General features: G+C 66.2%; 12 protein-coding genes. 7 read left to right on the top strand and 5 right to left on the bottom strand.

Translation table 11 applies throughout. The annotated features are described in order from the left end of the window. Nucleotides 1-46 precede the first annotated feature (46 nt). Entirely contained in the window at nucleotides 47-256 is a 210-nt protein-coding gene (locus tag OG405_RS14070) for a hypothetical protein (RefSeq protein WP_327152081.1), read from the top strand. A gap of 163 nt (nucleotides 257-419) precedes the next feature. Continuing rightward, on the top strand, nucleotides 420-1,088 hold the full coding sequence (locus OG405_RS14075) for a cysteine hydrolase family protein (protein WP_327152082.1): 669 nt from the start codon (nucleotides 420-422) through the stop codon (nucleotides 1,086-1,088). A gap of 89 nt (nucleotides 1,089-1,177) precedes the next feature. On the opposite strand, the gene OG405_RS14080 is transcribed toward OG405_RS14075, so the two are convergent. Beyond that, nucleotides 1,178-1,384 (bottom strand): hypothetical protein, encoded by a 207-nt coding sequence (locus tag OG405_RS14080; RefSeq protein WP_327152083.1) that lies wholly within the window; start codon nucleotides 1,382-1,384, stop codon nucleotides 1,178-1,180. 170 nt (nucleotides 1,385-1,554) lie between these two features. Between OG405_RS14080 and OG405_RS14085 the strand changes: the two genes are divergently transcribed. From OG405_RS14085 to OG405_RS14100, 4 genes are all read left to right on the top strand, one after another. Continuing rightward, entirely contained in the window at nucleotides 1,555-3,066 is a 1,512-nt protein-coding gene (locus OG405_RS14085; protein ID WP_327152084.1) for an alpha/beta hydrolase, read from the top strand. Nucleotides 3,067-3,358: 292 nt separating this feature from the next. Continuing rightward, on the top strand, nucleotides 3,359-3,805 hold the full coding sequence (locus tag OG405_RS14090; protein ID WP_327152085.1) for a nitroreductase family deazaflavin-dependent oxidoreductase: 447 nt from the start codon (nucleotides 3,359-3,361) through the stop codon (nucleotides 3,803-3,805). A gap of 142 nt (nucleotides 3,806-3,947) precedes the next feature. Continuing rightward, nucleotides 3,948-5,075: a serine hydrolase domain-containing protein gene (locus OG405_RS14095; protein WP_327152086.1), complete on the top strand. Its 1,128-nt coding sequence runs from the start codon at nucleotides 3,948-3,950 to the stop codon at nucleotides 5,073-5,075. A gap of 247 nt (nucleotides 5,076-5,322) precedes the next feature. Further along, nucleotides 5,323-16,173, top strand: coding sequence for a non-ribosomal peptide synthetase (locus OG405_RS14100; RefSeq protein WP_327152087.1), 10,851 nt, complete (start codon nucleotides 5,323-5,325; stop codon nucleotides 16,171-16,173). Nucleotides 16,174-16,394: 221 nt separating this feature from the next. On the opposite strand, the gene ctaD is transcribed toward OG405_RS14100, so the two are convergent. From ctaD to OG405_RS14120, 4 genes are all read right to left on the bottom strand, one after another. Next, nucleotides 16,395-18,164, bottom strand: coding sequence for an aa3-type cytochrome oxidase subunit I (gene ctaD / locus OG405_RS14105; protein ID WP_327152088.1), 1,770 nt, complete (start codon nucleotides 18,162-18,164; stop codon nucleotides 16,395-16,397). Nucleotides 18,165-18,372: 208 nt separating this feature from the next. Further along, nucleotides 18,373-19,176 (bottom strand): HEAT repeat domain-containing protein, encoded by an 804-nt coding sequence (locus OG405_RS14110; RefSeq protein ID WP_327152089.1) that lies wholly within the window; start codon nucleotides 19,174-19,176, stop codon nucleotides 18,373-18,375. Between the two features lie 255 nt (nucleotides 19,177-19,431). Beyond that, nucleotides 19,432-19,740 (bottom strand): DUF6802 family protein, encoded by a 309-nt coding sequence (locus OG405_RS14115; RefSeq protein ID WP_327152090.1) that lies wholly within the window; start codon nucleotides 19,738-19,740, stop codon nucleotides 19,432-19,434. Between the two features lie 222 nt (nucleotides 19,741-19,962). Then, nucleotides 19,963-20,319, bottom strand: coding sequence for an RlpA-like double-psi beta-barrel domain-containing protein (locus OG405_RS14120; RefSeq protein WP_327152091.1), 357 nt, complete (start codon nucleotides 20,317-20,319; stop codon nucleotides 19,963-19,965). Nucleotides 20,320-20,712: 393 nt separating this feature from the next. On the opposite strand from OG405_RS14120, the gene OG405_RS14125 reads away from it, so the two are divergent. Further along, the gene (locus OG405_RS14125) at nucleotides 20,713-21,366 is read left to right on the top strand and encodes a hypothetical protein (RefSeq protein WP_327152092.1); all 654 of its coding nucleotides are present in this window, start codon (nucleotides 20,713-20,715) and stop codon (nucleotides 21,364-21,366) included. The last annotated feature ends 2 nt before the right edge of the window (nucleotides 21,367-21,368 follow it).

A 21,368-nucleotide genomic window follows, 5' to 3' on the forward strand; every position in this document is an offset into this window, starting at 1 on the left:
CCCCGACAGGCCCCGAACCCCGCCCGGGTTTCAGATGGAGGACGCCATGAACCAGAACCGTGAGCGCCCGAACCGAAAAGAGAGCCGGAAACCGAACCCGCGGCCCGAAACAGGAACCGCATGGCTGTCCGGGCTGATCGTGACCGTCGCCGGCGGCGGCGTCGCACTACTGACGACCTCGATCATGTCCGCGATCTACCTGGCAGCGTTCCTCACCGCCGCGCTCACCGTGGTCCTGGCCCTGCTGCGCTGCTGACCGCACGCAACCGCAGACTCAACTGGTCGGTGAGTTCATCCTGTCGTGGTGCCGGGTGCGTTCGCCAAACGTGGGGCGACGGCTCGGTGGCCCGGCCATACTGGTAATTCGGACGCATCATGCGTTGGGGTAGCGCAGGTTTCGGATCACGAAGGGGTCGCTCGTGGGGTCATTGGTGTTGCTCGTCGTGGACATGCAGAACTCGTATCTGAGGCAGGATGCCCGCGCCGCCTACGGTTGGCCGCCGCTGTGGAGGCGGGATGACGTAGTGGCCGAGTGCCGGTCGTTGATCGCCGAGGCGCGCTCGCAGGGGGTTCCGGTGATCTACTCGCGTCAGGTCTCGCCCGCCGTGCCGACGCCGAGGTCGGCTCGGCACCGCGCCGGTCGTGCGGACCGGCTGCCGGTGGTGTCCGAGGCGGAGAAGTTGTGGCGATCGCAGATCATGGATGCCGTCGCACCCGAGCCGGGCGAATTGGTGCTCGACAAGACCCGGCACAGCTTCTTCGCCTACACCGAGCTCGAGCCGATCCTGCGCACCCTCGGCGCGGACCGCCTGATCGTATGCGGGTTCCAGACCAACGTCTGCGTGGAAGCCACGGTCCGCGCCGCCCTGGAACGGAACTTCGCAGTCGCTGTCGCCGAGGACGCGGTCACCACCGACGGACCGGACCTGCATACGGGATCGCTGAATTCGATGCGGGTCATGTATGTCGAAGTCGCACCGTGGCGTGAACTCATCGCCACCGGCGCGACGTGGGATCGAGCGTATACGACACCGCACTACGGCCGCAGCCCGCAATACTGGGTCGACCCCCTATATGCCCCGAACTGATTACTCACCCCGGCCCGCCGCGCAGAATGCGACCGTGCCGTGCGGCCAGAACTGGGCATAAGAACGGCGATCCACACGCACCCGGTGTTCTAGTTGGCCGGTAGCCGGCCGGTGATCGCGGTCGCGGCGGCAGCGAGCGCCCCGCGAACGACGGGTCCGGCGGCGACGGTCCCGCCGACGATGGCCCAGTGGTGTCGAGCATCGTGATCGGAATCGGCGCGGCGTTCCTCCCGGAGAGCATGCGAGTGAGCCCCGGAACGATAGGGTCGCAGAGGTGAATCGGAAGCTCTTCCCATGAGGGCATGGTTTTCCGGAGCCGCAGCCGCCGTATCCCATCGAATACCGGTAGGCGGCCTTGTTCGGGTGTGTGCGAGAGGCTGGTCGTTATCGGCGAATGGGCCGGAGCCCTCGGAAAAGTCAGTGCCGGCGGAGTCAGGATATTCGACAGAGAGGGCCGCGAGATTTGATGCCGACACGGTGGGCCAGGTGGCTTGCGCTGGTGATCGCACTGGCGTTCGTACTTCCCGCGAGGCCGGTGAGCGCCGATCCGGTCGATGACGTCGGCGGTGGATTGGCGCGGTTCTATCACCAGCAGTTGGACTGGAAGCCGTGCGACGATCCGGTTCTGGACGGTTCAGGGGCGCAGTGCGCAGGTGTCCTCGTGCCGCTCGACTACAGCCGTCCGGACTACCGGACGCTGACGGTCATGATTTCACGTATCCCGGCTACGGACCCGGCCCGGCGGCGCGGGATCATGCTGTCCAATCCCGGCGGCCCCGGCGGTCCGGGTCTGAGTCTGATGGCCGGCGCCCGGCAACCCTTCACACCGGAAGTGCGTGCCCGCTATGACCTGATCGGTATGGATCCACGGGGAATCGGTCGATCGGACCGGGTGAACTGTGGGCTTCCGCTACCCACCATGTTGTTCTCGGCGGGCTTCGATGTTTTCGGTTACGCGCGGGATGCCACCCTGGCTGCCGCCTTGGCGGCCTCATGTCTGGCATCCGACCCCGAGAAGGCCCGCTACATCACCACTCGCAACACAGCCCGGGATATGGACGTCATCCGAGGCATATTCGGCGAACCCGCGCTCAACTATTACGGCAGCTCCTACGGTACCTACCTGGGAACGGTGTATACGCAGATGTTCCCTCGGCACAGTGACCGGATCGTGCTGGACAGCGCGATCGATCCGGATCGCTACTGGATCGGGGTCTACCAGGACATGGGCGCCACCAACGAGGCCGGGCTGGACGACTGGGCGAACTGGGCCGCCCGCCACGATGCCGACTATCACTTCGGCAGCACCGGGCCGCGGGTCCGTGCATTCGTCGAGGATCTGATCCGCCGCGCCGCAGCTCACCAGATCTACGCGGACGGCGACCTCGTGGATGAACACGTCCTGCCACTGATGCTGCTGGCGTTCCTGTCGAACCCGAAGCTGAACGCCGACCTCGCCGAGGTCGTACGCATCGTTGCCGACGGAGTGTCCGGGCTGCCCATCGATACGCAAGGGCTGAAGGCGAAGATCACCGGTGCCGTTCCGGTGGAGACCCCGGGTATGGCCGCTGTCCTGTGCGGCGATAAAGCGGCACCTCGAGATCCCGCCTGGTACTACCACAACATCGAACGTGTCCGGGCCACGCAGCCGGTGTTCGGCGCATTCGCCAACAACATCACCGCCTGTGCCTTCTGGCCGGACCCGGTCGAGCCTCCCACCGAAGTGCGCAACTCCACGCCGGCGCTGATCCTGCAGGCAACCGGTGACACCCGCACCGCCTATTCGGAAGGCGTTGCGATGCACCGGGCTCTGACCGAATCACGATTGGTCACTTTGGCCGATACCCGGATCCACGGCACCTTTCGCAACGGCCTGAGCCCCTGCTTGAACGACATCGTCAACACCTACTTGAGTACCGGCACCCTCCCCGCCACCGATGTCACCTGCCGACCCGAGTCCAGCTATTTCCCGGACTGACCGAAGCGCGCCGTTTGCCGCCACATCGACGGCATCACTCCTCGCCGCGGCCGGCCGAGCCGGATCGCCGCCGAGCGTTCGGTTGGCCTGTCCCGTTGAGCCGGGATCGCTTCGATCATGAGCGCCGGTTCGGTGAGTCGCGTTCCGGGGATCGCTCGGTAGGGTGAGCTCGGCATCCACACCCCCGGAGACCGATCCATCAATCTGTGTGCGACCGCACCGCAGTATGATCTCGACCCTGGGCCGCTCATCTCGGCGAGGGCCGTCGACCCCGAATTCCCCAGGAGTACACGTGGCAAACGAGAACGGCGTCCGAATCCCCCGCTGGCTCAAACCGATCAACCGGGCGATGGTAGCGGTCAGCCGGATAGGCGTGTCGCTGCCGATGGCGCTGCTCACCGTGCCCGGCCGGAAATCGGGTAAACCCCGGACGACTCCGGTGACGCCGTTCGAATACGGCGGCGTGGAGTATGTTCTCGGCGGCATTCCCGGTGCGGACTGGGTGAAGAACGTACAAGCCACGGACACCGCGGAGTTGAAGCTCGGACGGCGTCGGCGCACAGTGCGGCTGGTGGAGATCCCGGCGAGCGAAAGCGAACCGGTGCTGCGGGAGTTTCCGCGGCTGGTGCCCACGGGCGTGCCGGTCATGATCAAGTCCGGGGTGGTGTCCAGCGACGATCCGGACGAGTTCGCCGCGCTGGCCGGCCGGTGTGTGCTCTTCCGAATCGACGACGCCTGACCGAACGCGGCACAACCCGGCCCGGCGGTGACGATCCTCGACTCCCTCGCCCCGACATCTCCCGTCGTACTACTACGGTGCCGTGCCGATGCCGTACTGCAGTCCGGTGCGCCCATGGATCGCAGATTCCTACCGTCAATTCATGCGTATACGAGTCGCCGCCGCCTCGATCTGTATCGCCGCGGTATTCCTCACCGCCTGCAGCACGGCCGGAAACGACCCCATTGAACCTCCAGTGTCGCCCGCACGCGTGAACAGTGTGCAGGCAGAACTCGATTCAGCGGTCGGTTCAGGTGCTGTCGGGGCCCTTGCCACCCTCTCCGAGGGCGACACCGACACCGTGTTGACCTCAGGGGTCGCCGATACCAGCGCCCGGGCCCCGATCCCAACCGACCGTCCGCAGCATGTCCGCGTCGGTAGCATCACGAAAACCTTCACCGCCGCGGTCGTGCTGCAACTGGTGGCCGAACACAAAGTGGATCTCGACCGTTCCATCGACAGCTATCTGCCAGGCCGGATCACCGGCGCCGACGCGGACGGGCAAGCCATCACCATCCGTCAGATCCTGGGTCACCGGAGCGGGCTGCCCGAGCTGACCGGTTCCCCAGGAGGGGAGGAATATCGGGCGGCGCGCGACGGTCGCACGTTCAGCCCGGATGAGGAAATCGCGAAGGCGTTGGGCAATCCCGCGCAGTTCGCTCCCGGCGCACAGTTCAAGTACACCAACACCAACTACCTGGTCGCCGGCCGGCTGATCGAGGTGGTGACGGGCCACCGCTACAGCGATGAGCTCCGCGACCGTATTCTCGCGCCGCTGCACCTGTCCGGGACCTACCTACCGGCTACCGGTGACACCGTTCTGCGCGAACCACATCCGATCGGATATCGGACCATCGACGGCGCCATCACCGACGTCACACGCATCGAACCGTCACTGCTGTGGAGTGCGGGTGCGCTCGTCAGCACCGGCGGCGATCTGAACCGTTTCTACACCGCGCTGTCGGCCGGGCAGGTGGTGCCGCGACCCCAGCTGCGACAGATGCTGGACGGCGTAGACATGGGTAACGGTGACGGCATGTTCTACGGACTCGGTCTCGGATACACGCAGCTACCGTGCGGAACACAATTCGTGGGGCACAACGGTGGAATCTTCGGCTTCTCCGCGCTCAGTGGCGCCACCTCGACCGGACGGGCGGTCACCCTCGCCTATACCGGAACACCCACCGGCTCCGATGTCCGCAGCCGGCTCACCCACGCCCTGTGCGACTGATATCGCGCGCCGATCTCGAACTCATACTGCCGCCGACGACAGACGCCGACTATCGAGGTGCGGGCGTTCTGCCCGGCGGGCGGCTTCACCGTCGAGGATCCCGTGACCGGCATTCTGAACGCCTCGCTCGCTGAATGACTGCTACGCACCGGGTGAACACATCCCAATGACGGGAAGCAGTGTTCCACATTCGCCGTAGGATGGCCGGGAGTGGTCAACAGGGGTCGGGGAGATTCTTGGTGATGTGATGGGTAGGGGCTGGTTTCGGCTGTCGTCGGCACAATCGGCGATGTGGCAGCTCCAACAACTCCATCCGGATACTCCGGTCAATATCGCTATGTACGTGGATATCCGCGCCGATATCGATCCGGACATGTTGCGCACGGCCGGTATCGCCGCGGGGCGGGAACTGGAATCGGGGTATGTGCGAATCGCGGACAGTGCCGTCGGCCCGTCTCAAATAGTGGACCCCACACTGGATTCGGTACTGCATCGGGTCGATACGCGGGGAGCCGGCGATCCGGAGGCGGCGGCGTACGAGTGGATGCGCACCGATATCGCGAATCCGGTGGACCTGTTGCGCGACAGATTGATTCGAACAGCGCTGATCCGGCTCGCCGATGAACGCTGGTTCTGGTACTTGCGGGCCCACCACATCATTCTGGACGGTTACGGCGCTATCAAACTGATCGAGCGGATCGGGCAACACTACTCGGCGCTCACTTCCGGGCAGGAGCCGGAACCGCTGTGCGCCACCGGACTATCGAAATTGATGGAGGTCGAAGCGACCTACCGGGCGAGCGCACGAGCGGTTGCGGATCGGGCATACTGGGCCGAGCGGATTGCCGGATACAGCCCGGGGCCCGGGCTTTCCGACCGTCAAGGCCCACCCTCCGCGATCGGGTACACAGTCCGCGGTGAACTGTCGGAGCCGGACAGCGCTCTGATCGCAGCAGCAGCGCAGCGGTTGAACTGTACCGACACCGACCTCGTCACAGCGACGTTCGTGGCGTATTCGGCCCGGCTCACCGATCACCGTGATGTGCTGGTCAACCTCACGGTCGCGGCCCGGACCACCGCTCTGCTTCGCCGGGCGGCCGGCACAGTGTCCAATGTCGTGCCGCTGCGGATCGCCGTCGATGCGGATATGACCGTTGCCGATCTGGTTCGCTCGGTCCGATCGGCCGTCATCGGCGCCGTGCGGCATCAACATTACCCGTACGCCGAGATTCGGCGTCATGCCGGATCCGCCGCACAGAACACCATCGGGGAGATGGGACCGCGCATCAACATCATGCCGTTCTTCGGGGATATCCAGCTGGGTTCCGCTACAGGACGGGCGCATACTCTGGCGGCGGGCATGGTCGACGATCTGGCGGTCAATATCCACCCATCGGGCAACGGACTCCGCTACCGAATAAATTTCGAATTCAATTCGAGCCGATATTCTGTGGCCCAAGCACACGAGCATCATTCACGGTTCATTTCGTACTTGCGACGGGTGATATCCAGTTCCCCGGATCGATCGGTGGAAGACGTGGACGTTCTCGACGCCGGTGAACGGTACCGATTGCTGACCGAGTGGAATGCCACCGAACGTGTGCTGGCGCCGGAGCTACTGCATACAGGGTTCATCCGCGCCGCGGCCGCGCATCCGGACCGGGTCGCGGTGGCCGGTGCGGGTGTCTCCTGGACTTACAGGGAGTTCGATGCCCGGGTCAACCGATTGGCCAGGTTACTGATCGCCGAGGGGGTGGGGCCGGAGTGCGTTGTCGCCGTATCGGCTCGGCGGTCGCCGCAAACTGTCGTTGCCCTCTACGCAATCCTCACCGCCGGCGGTGCGTTCGTGCCGCTGGATCTCGGGCAACCGCGTGAGCGCATCGATCACGTGCTGGATACTGTGCGGCCGGTCCGCGTCCTCACCACGGCCGGCGAGATCGACCCGCTGCCCGAAAGGGTGCCTGTCCTGCGCATCGATACCGTCGGCACGGACGAGTTCGACAGCACCCCGGTGCACCCGAGCGAACTACGACACCCGGTACATCCGGGCAATACGGCATATGTCATCTTCACCTCGGGATCGACAGGGCGCCCCAAAGGGGTGGCGGTGCCCCATGACGCGATCCACAACCAGATCCGCTGGATGCAGGACGAATATCGGATAACTGCCGACGACGTCTATCTCCAGAAGACGGCGGCCACCTTCGACGTCTCGATATGGGGCCATTTCCTGCCGTTACAGGTCGGCGCCACCCTTGTGGTCGCCGAACCGGACGGCCATCGCGATCCCGGATATCTCGCAGAGACCATTGCGGCGCAGGGAGTCACAGTAATCGATTTCGTACCATCGATGCTGGCGGCGTTCGCGGCGCACACACCTGCGGGCACCGTCCCCACGCTGCGACATATCTTCGCGATCGGCGAAACGCTGCCGACGGAAACCGTGATGGCGATCTCCGCGATCTCCGGCGCGGCAGTACACAATCTGTACGGTCCGACCGAGGCCGCCGTATCGGTGACCTCCTGGCCCGTCACCGCGTCCGGGGACAAGGGTGTACCCATCGGTGTGCCGGAGTGGAACACCCGGGTCTACGTGCTGGACTCGCGGCTCCGGCCGGTACCGCCGGGTGTGGTGGGCGAGCTGTATCTGTCCGGTGTCCAGCTTGCCCGCGGCTATGCCGCGCAACCGGGGCTGACCGCGGACCGATTCGTGGCCGATCCGTTCGCCACCGGCCTCCGGATGTATCGCACGGGCGATCTGGCGCGCTGGCGCGAGATCGGCCCCCGCGGGGTGCTGGACCACCTGGGCCGGACCGACTTCCAGGTCAAACTGCGCGGTCAGCGTATCGAACTCGGCGAGATCGAAACGGCCTTGCTGAGACACCGGTCGGTCGGTCAAGCGGTCGCGGTGGTAGCACCATCGGAAGTGGGCGACCGGTTGGTTGCCTACGTGGTCGCGGCCGCGGGGGCCCGGATCGAGCCGGCCGAACTGTCGGACGCTATGCGCGCGACACTGCCCGCCTATATGGTGCCGGCGGCCGTGGTCGTCCTGGACGACCTACCTTCGACCTCGAACGGCAAGGTGGATCGCCTGGCCTTGCCCGCAGCTGAGATTGTTCCGCGCGAATTCCGCATCCCCGCTACCGACGCCGAGGTGGCGATCGCGCGGATCTATACGGAACTGCTCACCGCGCCGCGGGTCGGCGCCGACGACGACTTCTTCGAGCTCGGCGGTGACAGCATCGCCTCGTTCCAAGTGGTGTCGCGGGCCCAGGAACTGGGGTGGCGAATCACCGCACGGGATGTGTTCGAAGCTCGGACGGTCGCGGGTATCGCCCGCCGGGCATCACGAGCACCGCAGCAGGACGGCACCGGTAGCCGTTCGGTCCCGGTGCACCGCCCGCTTCCGGAACATCTTCCGCTGTCGCCCGCACAGCAGCGGATGTGGTTTCTCAACCGGCTCGACACCGATTCGGCCGTGGACAATATCGCGGCCGTCGTGAGTCTGTCCGGACACCTCGATCCGACGGTCCTCCGGCAGGCGATGGCCGATGTGATCGACCGGCACGAATCGCTGCGAACGGTCTATCCGGAGCGCGACGGCGTCGCGTACCAGCAGATCGTCCCGACCGAGCAGGGGCACGCGGACCTCACACCGATCCCGGTGACCGAGGCGGAACTCCGTCCGCGCATCATCGCCGAGATATCAGCGGGCTTCGATGTGACCGTCGCGGCGCCCGTACGCGCGATCCTGTTGCGGTGTACCGAGGCCGAGCGGGATCTGCCCGAATATGTGCTGGTGTTCGTAGTGCACCACATCAGCGCCGACGGTTGGTCGATCGCTCCGTTGATCCGGGACATGATGGCGGCGTACGAGGCCCGGTCCGCCGGTCGCGTACCGGTCCGGGCGCCGCTGCCGGTGCAGTACGCCGACTACGCGCTGTGGCACCGTGCGGTGCTGGGTGCGGAGGACGATCCGGACAGTCTCTTCTCCCGGCAGATCGGCTACTGGCGGACCGCGTTGGCCGGACTACCCGACGAACTGAACCTGCCGGCCGACCGGTCGCGCCCGGCGGTCCGCTCGTTCGCGGGCGGGTCGGTGCGGTTCTCGATCGATGCGGATTCGGCCCGGGCACTCGGCGCGCTGGCCCGGGACAACGGCGCAACGGTGTTCATGGTCGTGCACGCGGCATTCGCGGTATTCCTGGCACGCCTGTCGGGGAGCACCGATATCGCCGTCGGCACGCCGATCGCGGGCCGTGGCGCGGCCGAACTCGACGATGTGATCGGCATGTTCGTCAACACCCTTGTCCTGCGGTCCCGGGTGACGAGCGCCGCACCGTTCAGTGATCTGCTGGCCGCGACCAAGACAACCGACCTGGACGCCTTCTCCCATGCCGACGTACCTTTCGAGCGGCTGGTGGAGTTGCTGAACCCACGCCGGTCGACGGCGCGGCATCCGTTGTTCCAGGTGGCGTTGGCGTTCGAGAACCTGCCGCGGCCCGAATTCGAGTTGCCCGGACTACGTGTGGCGGCGCTCGACATCGACGCCGGACTCGCGAAGGTCGATCTCATGCTGACCATCGGCCGGCCGGCGGAGCAGGACGGAAGCCTGTCCGCGGAATTCTCCTTCGCTCGCGATCTGTTCGATCCGGCGACCGTCGAGGTATTCGCGCAGCGGTTCCGCCGACTGCTCACCTCGATCGCGGCCGCGCCGTGGACACCGGTGGGTGATCTGCCCCTGCTCGACTCCGCCGAGCAGGACTTCCTCACCCGGGCACCGAACGGACCCGTCCCGGCGTTCGGACTGCTGCCGGAAATGCTGGCCCACGGTGTGGCCCCGCACCCGGAGCAGATCGCGATCCGCTACCGAGGCCGTTCGACCACATACCGGGAATTGGACGAACGCTCCTCACGGCTGGCGCGGGTTCTCATCGAGCGGGGTGTGGGCCCGGAGCGGGTGGTCGCGCTGGCGTTCCCTCGGTCCGCGGCGATGGTCACCGCATTCTGGGCCGTGGCGAAGTCCGGTGGTGCGCACGTGCCGATCGACCCGTCGTATCCGGAAGCCCGGATACGGCATATGGTCACCGACTCAGGTGCCGTCGTGGGGCTGACCGACAGCGAGTTCGCGGATCGACTACCCGCCGAGGTGGACTGGCTGCGATTGGACGACCCGGTATTCGGCGCGCGGATCGAGGCACAGTCGGCGGCGCCGGTCACCGACGCCGACCGGGCGGCCCCACTCGACATACGACATCCGGCCTATATGATCTACACCTCCGGTTCGACCGGTCTGCCCAAAGGCGTATCGGTCACCCATTCCGGTCTGCGCTCACTGGTCGATACCGCGACGGAAGTGTGCGGCCTCCGGCCGGGGCATCGGCTCCTGCACATCTGTTCGCCGAGCTTCGACCCGTCGGTGCTGGAATGGATGTGCGCGGCCGCGACCGGCGCGACCCTGGTGGTCGTCCCCGCCGAGATACTCGGTGGCCCGGAATTGACCGGACTCGTCCGTGCCGAGAAAGTGACACATACGTTCACCACCCCGGCGGTGCTGAGCACCATGGACCCGTCCGGCTCGGCCACGCTGGAGGTGGTCACGGCCGGTGGCGATGTGACCACTCCGCAACTGTTGGCCGAATGGGCACCCGGGCGCACATACATCAACGCGTACGGCCCCACCGAGACCACCATCGTCGCCACACTCACGAAATCGGCGCCGCACGCGCACATCACGATCGGTGCCCCGGTGCCGGGGACTTCGGCGCGGGTACTCGACGAGCGTCTGCGGCCGGTTCCGCCGGGGGTGGCCGGTGAGCTGTATCTGACCGGCGCGGGTCTGGCCCGCGGCTACCACCACCGGCCGGGCGCGACTGCCGGCCGATTCGTCGCCGACCCGTGGGGTCCCGCAGGTTCGCGCATGTATCGCACCGGGGATATCGTTCGCTGGTACGCCGAGCCCGGCCGGCGCGCCGGGAACGCCGCCGTCGCCTCGGTGCGCTGGGAGCTCGACTATCTGGGCCGCTCGGACTTCCAGGTCAAGATCCGCGGCGTCCGCGTCGAACTCGGCGAGATCGATTCGGTGCTGGCCGGGCACCCCGCTGTCGGTTTCGCCCGCACTCTCGGGAGAGAGCTGGCCGGCCGAACCATGCTCGTGTCCTATCTCGTCGCGGCGCCGGGGCACAGTATCGATACCGAAGAAGTGGCCCGGGCGGCGGCCGGCATACTGCCTTCGCAGATGAAGCCCGACGCGATCATGGTGCTGGACGAGGTGCCGATGACCCCGAACGGCAAATTCGATCGGACCGCGCTACCGGCCCTCACCTGGTCGCGGCGCGAATTCCGGCCCCCGGCGCAGGGAGTCGAATCGATCGTCGCCGAGCTCTTCGCCGACCTCCTGGGCGTCGAGCAGGTGGGTGCCGATGACGATTTCTTCGATCTCGGGGGCAATTCACTGCTGGCAGTCCGGGTCGCCGCCCGCCTCGGCGCAGCCTTGCACACCAGAGTGCCGGTGCGGACGCTGTTCGACGCATCGACGGTGGCCGAGTTGGCGGTCCGCGCCGGCGAGTTCGCGGGCGCCGGACACAAAGCGCTGACGGCCGGCCCGCGCCCCGCGCGCATCCCGCCGGCACCGGCGCAGCAACGGATGTGGCTGCTCAACCAGTCCGCTCTCGACTCTGCGGCCTACAACATTCCCCTCGCGATCCGTCTGACGGGCGCCCTGGATATCACGGCCTTGCGGGCAGCCGTCTCCGATGTCGTGAACCGCCACGAAACCTTGCGCACCAGCTACCCCGAAGACCGGGACGGGCCCGTCCAGCACGTGCTGCCGGATGCGATCGCCGCCACTGCGCTACGGCTGATCCCCGTTGCCGGTGAGGCCGAGCAGACGGCGCGCATCCGTGAGGCCACCGTGGCCGGTTTCGATGTCACGGCGGAGGTGCCGGTCCGTGTTCTCCTGTTCCAGCGCACCGATCACGACGGTCCGGGGGGCGACTACATCCTCCTCGTGGTCGCCCACCATATCGCCGTCGACGGGTGGTCGACGGGTCCGCTGGCACGCGACCTGATGACGGCGTACACATCCCGGGCACACGGCGTGCAGCCCGCCTGGGATTCGCTACCGGTGCAATACGCGGACTACACGTTGTGGCATCGGCAGCTGCTGGGCGATGCCGACGACCTCGGCTCGCTCGCGGCTACCCAACTCGCGTACTGGCGCAAGGAATTGGCCGGGTTGCCGGAGCAGACCGGATTTCCCACCGACCGCGGCCGCCCCGCCGTATCGTCCGCGCCCGCCGGGTCGGTCGAATTCTGTCTCGACTCGAATACCGCCGTCCGGCTGCGGTCGATGGCTCGTGGCAGCGGCGTAACCCTGTTCATGGTGGTGCACGCTGCCGTGGCCCTGCTGTTGAGCAGGATGTCGGGGGCTACCGATGTGGCTGTCGGCGTGCCGGTCGCCGGACGCGGTGACGCCGCCCTCGAAGACCTCGTGGGGATGTTCGTCAACACCGTGGTCCTGCGCACCCGTATCGATCCGGCCGAAGGGTTCAGCACCCTGCTCGACCACCGCCGCCGTGCCGACCTGGCGGCCATGGCACACGCGGACCTACCGTTCGATACGGTCGCGGACGCGGTGCGTACAAGTCACCCGCACCAGCGAACACCGCTGTTCCGGGTGGCTCTGGCCTACCAGAACCTGCCTTCGGTCGAGGTCGAACTGCCGGGACTCGAAGTCTCGGTACCGGTCCTAACGGCCCACACCCCGATGTTCGACCTGACGATCACCGTCGTCGACGGTACTCCCACCGGCGGACTCGACGGACGGATCAGCTACGACGCCGACCTGTTCGACGAGTCCACCGTGCGGCGCACGGCTGCGCGGCTGGTGCGAATCCTGTCGGCGGTGGTCGAAGAACCCGATCGCCCGGTCGGCGATATCGATCTACTCCTCGACGAAGAGCGAACCGAAATCCTCGCCGCCGAGCGCACCGACCTCTCGGAGGTCCGGCGGTATGGGGGCATCGAGGCCGGGGCGGCCACTCTGGTCGATCTCGTGGATGCGTGCGTGGCTGCCCATCCCGGGCGGCGCGCCGTCACCGACGGCAGCACCACATTGACCTATGCCGAACTGTCCCGGTGCGCGGATCCGATTGTGGAGCGGTTGATCCGGTCCGGCGCCGGCCCGGGAGCCCTGGTGGCGGTGGCACTCGAGCGCACTACTCGGCTTCCGGTCGCGCTACTGGCCGTCCTGCGGTCGGGCGCGGGATATCTTCCGATCGACCCGCGCTGGCCGAGCCGGCGAACGGAATCCGTTCTCGCGCAAGCAGCTCCGGTGCTCGTACTCACCAGCACCGACCTCCTGCCCGAACTGCCGGTCGGCGACCGGACGGTGCTGCTGGTCGACTCCGCGGAGCCGGCCCGGGCGGTCCCGCCCGCCATACCTCCCGGGCGTACCGTCGCCGCCCGAGCCGACGATCTGGCCTATGTCATCTTCACCTCCGGATCCACCGGCACCCCGAAAGGTGTTGCGGTAACCCATCGCAACGTGGTCGCTCTGTTCGCCGCCGCCCTGCCCGGCCTCGAGATCGACAGCTCCGACGTGTGGACGGTCTTCCATTCGTTCGCCTTCGATTTCGCGGTATGGGAACTATGGGGCGCGCTGGTCACCGGCGCCACCGCGGTGATCGTCGACCACACGACTTCCCGGTCCCCGGACGAACTGTGGGAATTGCTCATCCGGGAGCGGGTGACTGTGCTGTCACAGACCCCGACGGCGTTCTACGGACTGGCCGACGCCGGCCACCGGATGGGAGCGGAGTCCTCGCACTCGCTGCGCTATCTCGTATTCGGCGGGGAGGCACTGGATACGACGCGGCTGAACGAATGGTACGACCGGTACGGAGATTCCCGGCCGCGGCTGGTGAACATGTACGGAATCACCGAGACCACAGTGCATGTCACCGTCCAGCCGCTGGACCGGATATCCGCTCAGCGGCAGGCACCGGGCAGCACGGTCGGCCGTGCGCTACCCGGTCTCGCGACCTACGTTCTGGATTCCCGGATGCGGCCCGCGCCGGTGGGCAGCCCCGGGGAGATCTATGTGAGCGGTGCGCAGGTCGCTCGGGGCTATCTCGGCCGCCCCGACCTCACCGCGACACGGTTCGTGGCCGACCCTGCCGGCCCGCCCGGTGCCCGGATGTACCGATCCGGTGATCTCGGCCGGTGGCGCAGCGGCGCGCTCGATCATATGGGCCGCGGTGACCAGCAGATACAGTTGCGCGGTTTCCGGGTCGAGACCGGTGAGATCGAGGCAGTGCTGGCCACGTGCGACGGTGTCGGCGACGCCCGCGTAATCATCCGCGACGACCGGTTGCTGGCCTATGTGCGCGCTGCCGGCCCAGCTCCGGCAACAGATCTCCGGCAGCAACTGGCGCAAAAGTTTCCGGACCATATGATTCCCGCGGCGATCACCGTGGTCGATACCTGGCCGACCACGGTCAACGGAAAACTCGACGTGCACGCACTACCGGAACCGGATTTCGATACCGGGTCGACCGGCCGGCCGCCGCGTACCGAACGGGAGAAAGCAATGGCTGCCGTATTCGCCGAGGTGCTGGACCTGCCCGCCGTGGGTATCGACGACGATTTCTTCCGGATGGGCGGCGATTCCGTCCGCGCCGTACGGCTGCGCAACCGGGTGCGCACCGATCTCGGCACCGAGGTCAGCGTTCAGGATGTATTCGAAACCCGCACGGTGGCAGCGCTCGCCGCGCTGTCGGCGCGTCCGATCGAATTGCCGGCCCGGCTCGACACAGCCCGTCCCGAGATCGTGGCGCTGTCGTACCCGCAACAGCGGCTCGTCGAGCTCAACGAACGCGAACGCCGCGAAACCGGGCCCGGGCGCGCCTATGCGTTCGCCCTCGGATTCGCCCACCCGGCGAATCCGGACGATATCTCGGCTGCCTTGGCCGACCTGACCACACGCCATGAGGTCCTGCGCACAGTCTTCCCGGGCTATCAGCGCATCCTTCCGCCGGGTTCGACGGATTTCGCCGTAGTGACCGGCACTGGGACCGCGGCCTACATCGACGCTGTTCCGGAGCACCCGTTCGACCTGCGTAGCGAATTGCCGCTTCGGGTACGCCTGATCCGGAGTCCGGCGGAAAGGGACCGGCTGGTTATCGTCCTGCACCATATCGCGGCCGACGGGTGGTCGATCGCGCCACTGGTCCACGATTTCGCCGGCGCGCTCGCGGCCCGTACCGCCGGGACGAAGCCGGACTGGGAACCCTTGCCGATCCAGTACGCCGAGCATGCGACCTGGCAACACACCCTTGTCTCCGAGCTCGGCCGCACCGGCGGTATCGACCGGCAGTGGGCTTTCTGGAAGGAGCGGCTGGCCGAACTCCCGCCACCACCCTCGCTGCTCGACCGACGGCCCGAGGCACCACAGCCGATGGCCGGGGTGCGCCATATCTATATCGACCCGGCCCGCTACCGGGCCCTGCGTGGTTTCGCGGAACACCATACGACGAGCGCTTTCACCGTGCTCCACGCTGCCTTCGCGCTGACCCTCCGCGAATTCGGCTTCGGAGACGATCTCGCCGTCTGCGCCCCGACCGCTGGACGGACCGAGACGGGGCTCGAAGTCGCAGTCGGCCGATTCACCAACTTCCTCGTCCTGCGCTGCGATCTATCCGAGAATCCGGATTTCCCGAAACTGGTGGATGATCTCGGGCGTATTCGGGTTACGGCCCTGGACCACCAGGATATTCCGTACGAGTTCCTGGCCGACACCCTCGGCATCCGCGATCGTCTCCGTGTTCGCCTGGCGTTCCAGAACATCCCGGCTGCCGACCTGCGCGGATCCGAGATAGCCGCGGAATGGGAGCCGGTCACCGTCGTGGCCCCGGCGGATTTCGACCTCTCCCTGATCCTGTCGGAGCAGAAAGGCGACGACGGCCGGACCGCGGCGTTGTTCGGGTCGGTGGAGTACGCCACCGATGTCATCGATCCCGGCCTGGCAGACCGGGTGGCCACCCATTTCGAGGAGGTCCTCGCCGAGAACATCGCGGATCGACCCGGTGCAGGGTAGGGCCGATGCGAGTGGGCAGGAACAGGCAGGAGGCGAGGCCCGTCCAGTACCTCTCGAAGCATTTAACCGCCGCACGTGAGCCCGATCCTGACGGCGGCCTATCGGCCCATTCGAGATCAAGTCGTACATCTCGGGTGCTTCCGGCGCAGCACAATCGCGCCCCGCAGGCTCGGAAGTCACGTGGGGTGTTCTACCCGGTGGGAGTGTTTCGGAAGCTGGTGTCAGTGGCCGGGTTCGTCGGAGGCAGTACCGATGGTCGAGCTGGGGGGCTGGGACAGTTCCGCACCGGCACCGGATCCACTGGGGCGGCCGACGTGGGATTCGGAGCGGATGCGATCGGCCATATGCGGGTAGTGCAGCTCGAATGCGGGACGTTCGGAGCGGATCTTGGGCAGTTCGTAGAAGTTGTGCCGCGGTGGTGGGCAGCTGGTGGCCCATTCCAGGGAGTTGCCGTAACCCCACGGGTCGTCCACCGTGACCACCTCGCCGTAGCGGTAGCTCTTGAAGACGTTCCACACGAAAGTGATCATCGAGACGCCGAGTACGAACGAGCCGATGGTGGAGACGGTGTGTAGGGCGGTGAAGCCGTCTGCGGCTTGGTAGTCGGCGTAACGACGGGGCATGCCTTCGTCGCCGAGCCAGTGCTGTACCAGGAAGGTGGTGTGGAAGCCGAGGAATGTGGTCCAGAAGTGGAGCCGTCCGAGGCGTTCGTCCATGAGCCGGCCGGTCATCTTCGGGAACCAGAAGTAGATACCGGCGAATGTGGCGAACACGATGGTGCCGAAGAGCACGTAGTGGAAGTGCGCCACCACGAAGTAGCTGTCGTGTACGTGCCAGTCCAGCGGCGGGCTGGCCAGGATGACACCGGACAGACCACCGAACAGAAATGTGACGAGGAAACCCACCGAGAACAGCATCGGAGTTTCGAAGGTGAGTTGCCCCTTCCACATGGTGCCGATCCAGTTGAAGAATTTGACGCCGGTCGGGATGGCGATCAGGAAGGTCATGAAAGAGAAGAACGGCAGCAGGACCGCGCCGGTGGCATACATGTGGTGGGCCCATACCGCCATCGAGAGGCCACCGATGGCAATGGTCGCGAAGACGAGCGCTGTGTAGCCGAAGAGGGGTTTGCGGCTGAACACCGGGAAGATCTCGGAGACGATGCCGAAGAACGGCAACGCGATGATGTAGACCTCCGGATGGCCGAAGAACCAGAACAGATGCTGCCACAGCAGGACACCGCCGATGCCGGGATCGTAGATGTGGCCGCCCAGATGCCGGTCGTAGGCCAGCGCCATGAGGGCCGCGGTCAGGATCGGGAACGCCAACAGCACCAGAATGCTGGTCACCACGATATTCCAGGTGAAGATCGGCATCCGGAACATGGTCATACCCGGCGCGCGCAGACACACCACCGTGGTGAGCATGTTGACCGCACCGAGAATGGTGCCCAGACCGGAGACGGCCAGGCCCATGATCCACAGGTCACCGCCGACGCCCGGCGAGTGCACGATATCGGTAAGCGGCGAATACGCGGTCCAGCCGAAGTCCGCGGCGCCGCCCGGCGTGACGAATCCGGCGGTCGCCATGGTGGCCCCGAACAGATACAGCCAGTAGCTCAGGGCGTTGAGCCGGGGAAACGCCACATCCGGCGCTCCGATCTGCAGGGGCAGTACCGCGTTGGCGAAACCGAATACCACCGGTGTGGCATAGAACAGCAGCATGATCGTGCCGTGCATGGTGAACAGCTGGTTGTACTGTTCCGGCGACAAGAACTGCAGTCCCGGACGGGCCAGTTCCCCGCGGATCAGCAGCGCCATCAACCCGCCGATCAGGAAGAACGCGGTCGCCGAGGCCAGGTACATGATGCCCAGCAGTTTCGGGTCGGTCGTGGTCACCAGCTTGCGGATGGCCGAACCCTTCGGCCCGATTCGCGCCGGGAACGGGCGAGTGGCGGTGAGCTCTGCGGGTCGAGACGGTGTCACTGCCACGAGCTCTCCTTCGTCCGGTCCACCTGTGTGCCTTCGAACGCGTGTTCCCGCGACGCTGCCCACGTCGCATCCGGCTAAACCCTGCCCGAAAGCCCGGGAAAAACCGGGCAACGACACCGCCGCCACAGAAAAAGCCGCGCCCGCGCGGCCGACCGGCCGACCGCGACGCTATCGGCTGTGGCGGTCGGGGCGGTTCGACAGCTGGATTTCAGGATTCGCGGGCTGCGATCGCGGCTTGGATCCGTCGTAGCGTGCGCAGGCCCTTCTTCGCGGCGACGCTCACCATGCCGTCGAAGACTGTTGTCCCCCGGTCGTGGGCCATCAGCCGTTCCAGCGTCGGCACGGCACGATCGTCGCCGGTCGAACCGAGCGCGACAGCCGCCCAATACCGTCGGTCCGGGTCGTCGCTGTCGGCCGCCTCGCACAGCCTGGGGATGACGTCCGGGGCGAATTTGGCCAGCGCGCTCGCGATATAGCCGATCCGGTAGTACCGCCGGTTCTCGAATTCGTCCCACAGCGCAGCCAGGGCCGCATCGCCGCCGATCATGGCGAGAGCTTCGGCGCCACGCTCACGCATTCCTGCGATCGAGTCCCGCAAGACGGGTGTGAGGGCCGGGACGACCGATTCGTCGCCGAGGGCGCCCAGCGCGATCACCGCTTGCTCTCGAGCCATCTCCTGTGGGTGGTCCAGCATCGCAACCAGGCCGGGAACCGCATCTCGGATGCCGAGTGCCGCGCAGCCCATCGCGGCCCAAGCCTGGCAGTTGTACCGAGTATCGGCCAGCGCAGCGAGTAGAGGTGCCTTCAGTGTGGCGTCGCCGAAGACCGCCGCCCGGTTCAAGGCCCGGCTGTAGAGCGATCGGTGGTAACCGGGATAGTCGCGGACGAGCGCACACAATGCTTCTTTGGCAGGCGTATCGCCCTCGGCCGCCCGCATGAGCAGGAGCCGCAGGTTTTCCTCGCGGGTCTCGAGATCGCCATCTTTGAGGCATCGCGCATCAGCTGGGTTCACGGCCCAACGGTACAAGGCTGGGGCCGGGGAAATCGAAGGGATCGATATGACCCTGACCTTCCTGCGAGCCAGCGCCGGCCCAGGGCGCGTCAAGCTCCTCCCGCGGGAGCTCCCACCCCTGTTGAGAAGAGCTGCCCCTCCGAATCCCCGCCCCTCCCCGGTGACCCCGATCGGCCCGGCAGTGTTCGTCCTACCCGATTCGCGGCGCCGGCTCGGGCATCGGTTCCATCCCGCTCCTCGCGGCCGGCGCCCCGATCACTCCCCCACTTTCCCCTGATCTGTCTGCCGCCACTCGCTCGTCCCGTCCGGATTGCGGTGGTATTCCCAAGCCGCGTAGTCGCCGTCGTTCTCCACCACGCTCAGCCGGTCGGCGTAGCCGTCGAGGTCGGTATCGGTCCAGACACTCATCGAATCGGGACCGGTGGTGACGAAGGTGTCGAGGATGCCGTCGACGACGAGGTCCTGGGTGGGTGATTCCATTTCCACCGGACCCAGGCCGTCCGGCGACGAAGACGCCTCGAAACCCGGCATACCGATACCGGGGAACTCTCCTGATGTAGGCATGGATTCTCCTGAGCTCCACTGGTCGACCGCGGGAATATTCCGGTCCCTCTTTCCATCCACGATCGTACAGCGCAGTCCCGTTCCCGGGCATGCTGGTGGTATGGGGCACAAAGGGGTTCGTCCGGTGACCCCGAGCTGCCCCTCGGCGGCGTGGACGGCCTCACGAGCGCTGGGTCGGCGGTGACCGCGACAATGCCGCCCTCATCTGCGCGGCATGAACCGTTAAACGAATTTCCACCCGACCGGCATCGTCCCCGTATCCAAGGAGCCAATTTTCTGGAACGCAGCTGGGGTCAGTTCGATATCGTTGGAGTTACAGCCCGGGCAAACACCGACGACCTTCACTTCGACCGATCCAGCACGGCCGGTGACGAGGATATGTTTCCCGCACATGGAACGGGTGAAGACAATAGAACTCAGCCTGACTGCCATGTCGTCGTCGCCGGCGAGGTCGCCACATTCTTCCAACCCGAATTCGGAAAAGAACGCTGTGCCCCTCATATCGACGGCGGTGCCGGTACCAATGCCGACCAGGAGCATTGCGGCTCCCGCAGCAAACGTGATGATGATTCTCTTCATCGCCTGATCCTTCATTCGGATGCTCACAATGTGACAGGCCCGGATCGCACAACCTCAGTCGGCCCGGAGATATCGGCACCGCCTCGACACCAGCGGAACCGGACCTGGACTCTCTCGGTGGGGACGCGCCGAACGCCGGATTCAACCCTTTCCGGCAGCTCCGACCGCATACCTACTGCGAGATTCGACCACATGCTCGAGCACAGTGACGGCCGGACACGCCCTAGGCTCGGCCACATCGCCAGCCTTGGAATGGACTGCAAGTTGCCGCTGCTCAACCAGAAACTGCTCCATACCCTGTGACGTATCAGTCGGCAGGACAGCACACCGACGAGTGAATTCGTTCGAGGAGCGACCCAGCGGAATCGGTTTGCAACGCATAGCCTTCAGGACATGCACCGTGGCAAATGGTTCCGCGTCCTGCTGTGCCTGACCGTGCTCGGCAGTACCAGCGGATGTATCGGCGCGGTGGACCGCGCGGATTTCGAGGACCGGATTCGTACCCGGGGCGGCGGATTGGTGAGCGCCCTGCCGCAGGCCGCGATCGCCGCACTGGCCCAGCGCATCGGTGCCGGAGACCCGGAGGTGAACGTCATCCTCCTCACGGCACCGAACTCCACCCAGTTCCGGCTCGTATTGAACGACCAGCCCGCCCAGGTGACCGACTTCCTCGCCGGTAGCGATTTCACCGCCCGCGAACCCACTGTCCGTCTGCGCGTCCGGCCGCCCGGTCGGCCCCGCGTGCTGGACGACTACTCCTTCACTCTCGGCGACCTGAGCGCTCCACGCCCTGTGCGGGTTTCCTCCTTCGACGACCTGGACGGCGAGAACTTCACGATAAGCGAGGTGCCCGGTCTCTCGCGTATCGAAGACATAGTCGACACCGCCCGCATACACAGCGAAATCCCCGACGGTCAGGTCACCGCCCTCGTGGTGAGCCGCTTCGGCCGCGATATCCGCATCGTCGCCAACGTGGCCTCCGCCCGCTCGGAAGTGGTCGCCGAATTCGACCGCACCGGCGCCTTCCTCCGAGCCCAGCAGGTATAGCC

Origin of the sequence: Nocardia sp. NBC_01329 (genome assembly GCF_035956715.1) — a bacterium.
Lineage (GTDB): Bacteria > Actinomycetota > Actinomycetes > Mycobacteriales > Mycobacteriaceae > Nocardia.

What these genes read in the sequence shown, in the direction of transcription:
- OG405_RS14070 (WP_327152081.1), top strand. Translation starts at nt 47, where the DNA reads ATGAACCAGAACCGTGAGCGCCCGAACCGAAAAGAGAGCCGGAAACCG.
- OG405_RS14080 (WP_327152083.1), bottom strand. Translation starts at nt 1,384, where the DNA reads ATGGGAAGAGCTTCCGATTCACCTCTGCGACCCTATCGTTCCGGGGCT.
- OG405_RS14085 (WP_327152084.1), top strand. Translation starts at nt 1,555, where the DNA reads ATGCCGACACGGTGGGCCAGGTGGCTTGCGCTGGTGATCGCACTGGCG.
- OG405_RS14095 (WP_327152086.1), top strand. Translation starts at nt 3,948, where the DNA reads ATGCGTATACGAGTCGCCGCCGCCTCGATCTGTATCGCCGCGGTATTC.
- OG405_RS14100 (WP_327152087.1), top strand. Translation starts at nt 5,323, where the DNA reads ATGGGTAGGGGCTGGTTTCGGCTGTCGTCGGCACAATCGGCGATGTGG.
- OG405_RS14115 (WP_327152090.1), bottom strand. Translation starts at nt 19,740, where the DNA reads ATGCCTACATCAGGAGAGTTCCCCGGTATCGGTATGCCGGGTTTCGAG.
- OG405_RS14120 (WP_327152091.1), bottom strand. Translation starts at nt 20,319, where the DNA reads ATGAAGAGAATCATCATCACGTTTGCTGCGGGAGCCGCAATGCTCCTG.
- OG405_RS14125 (WP_327152092.1), top strand. Translation starts at nt 20,713, where the DNA reads ATGCACCGTGGCAAATGGTTCCGCGTCCTGCTGTGCCTGACCGTGCTC.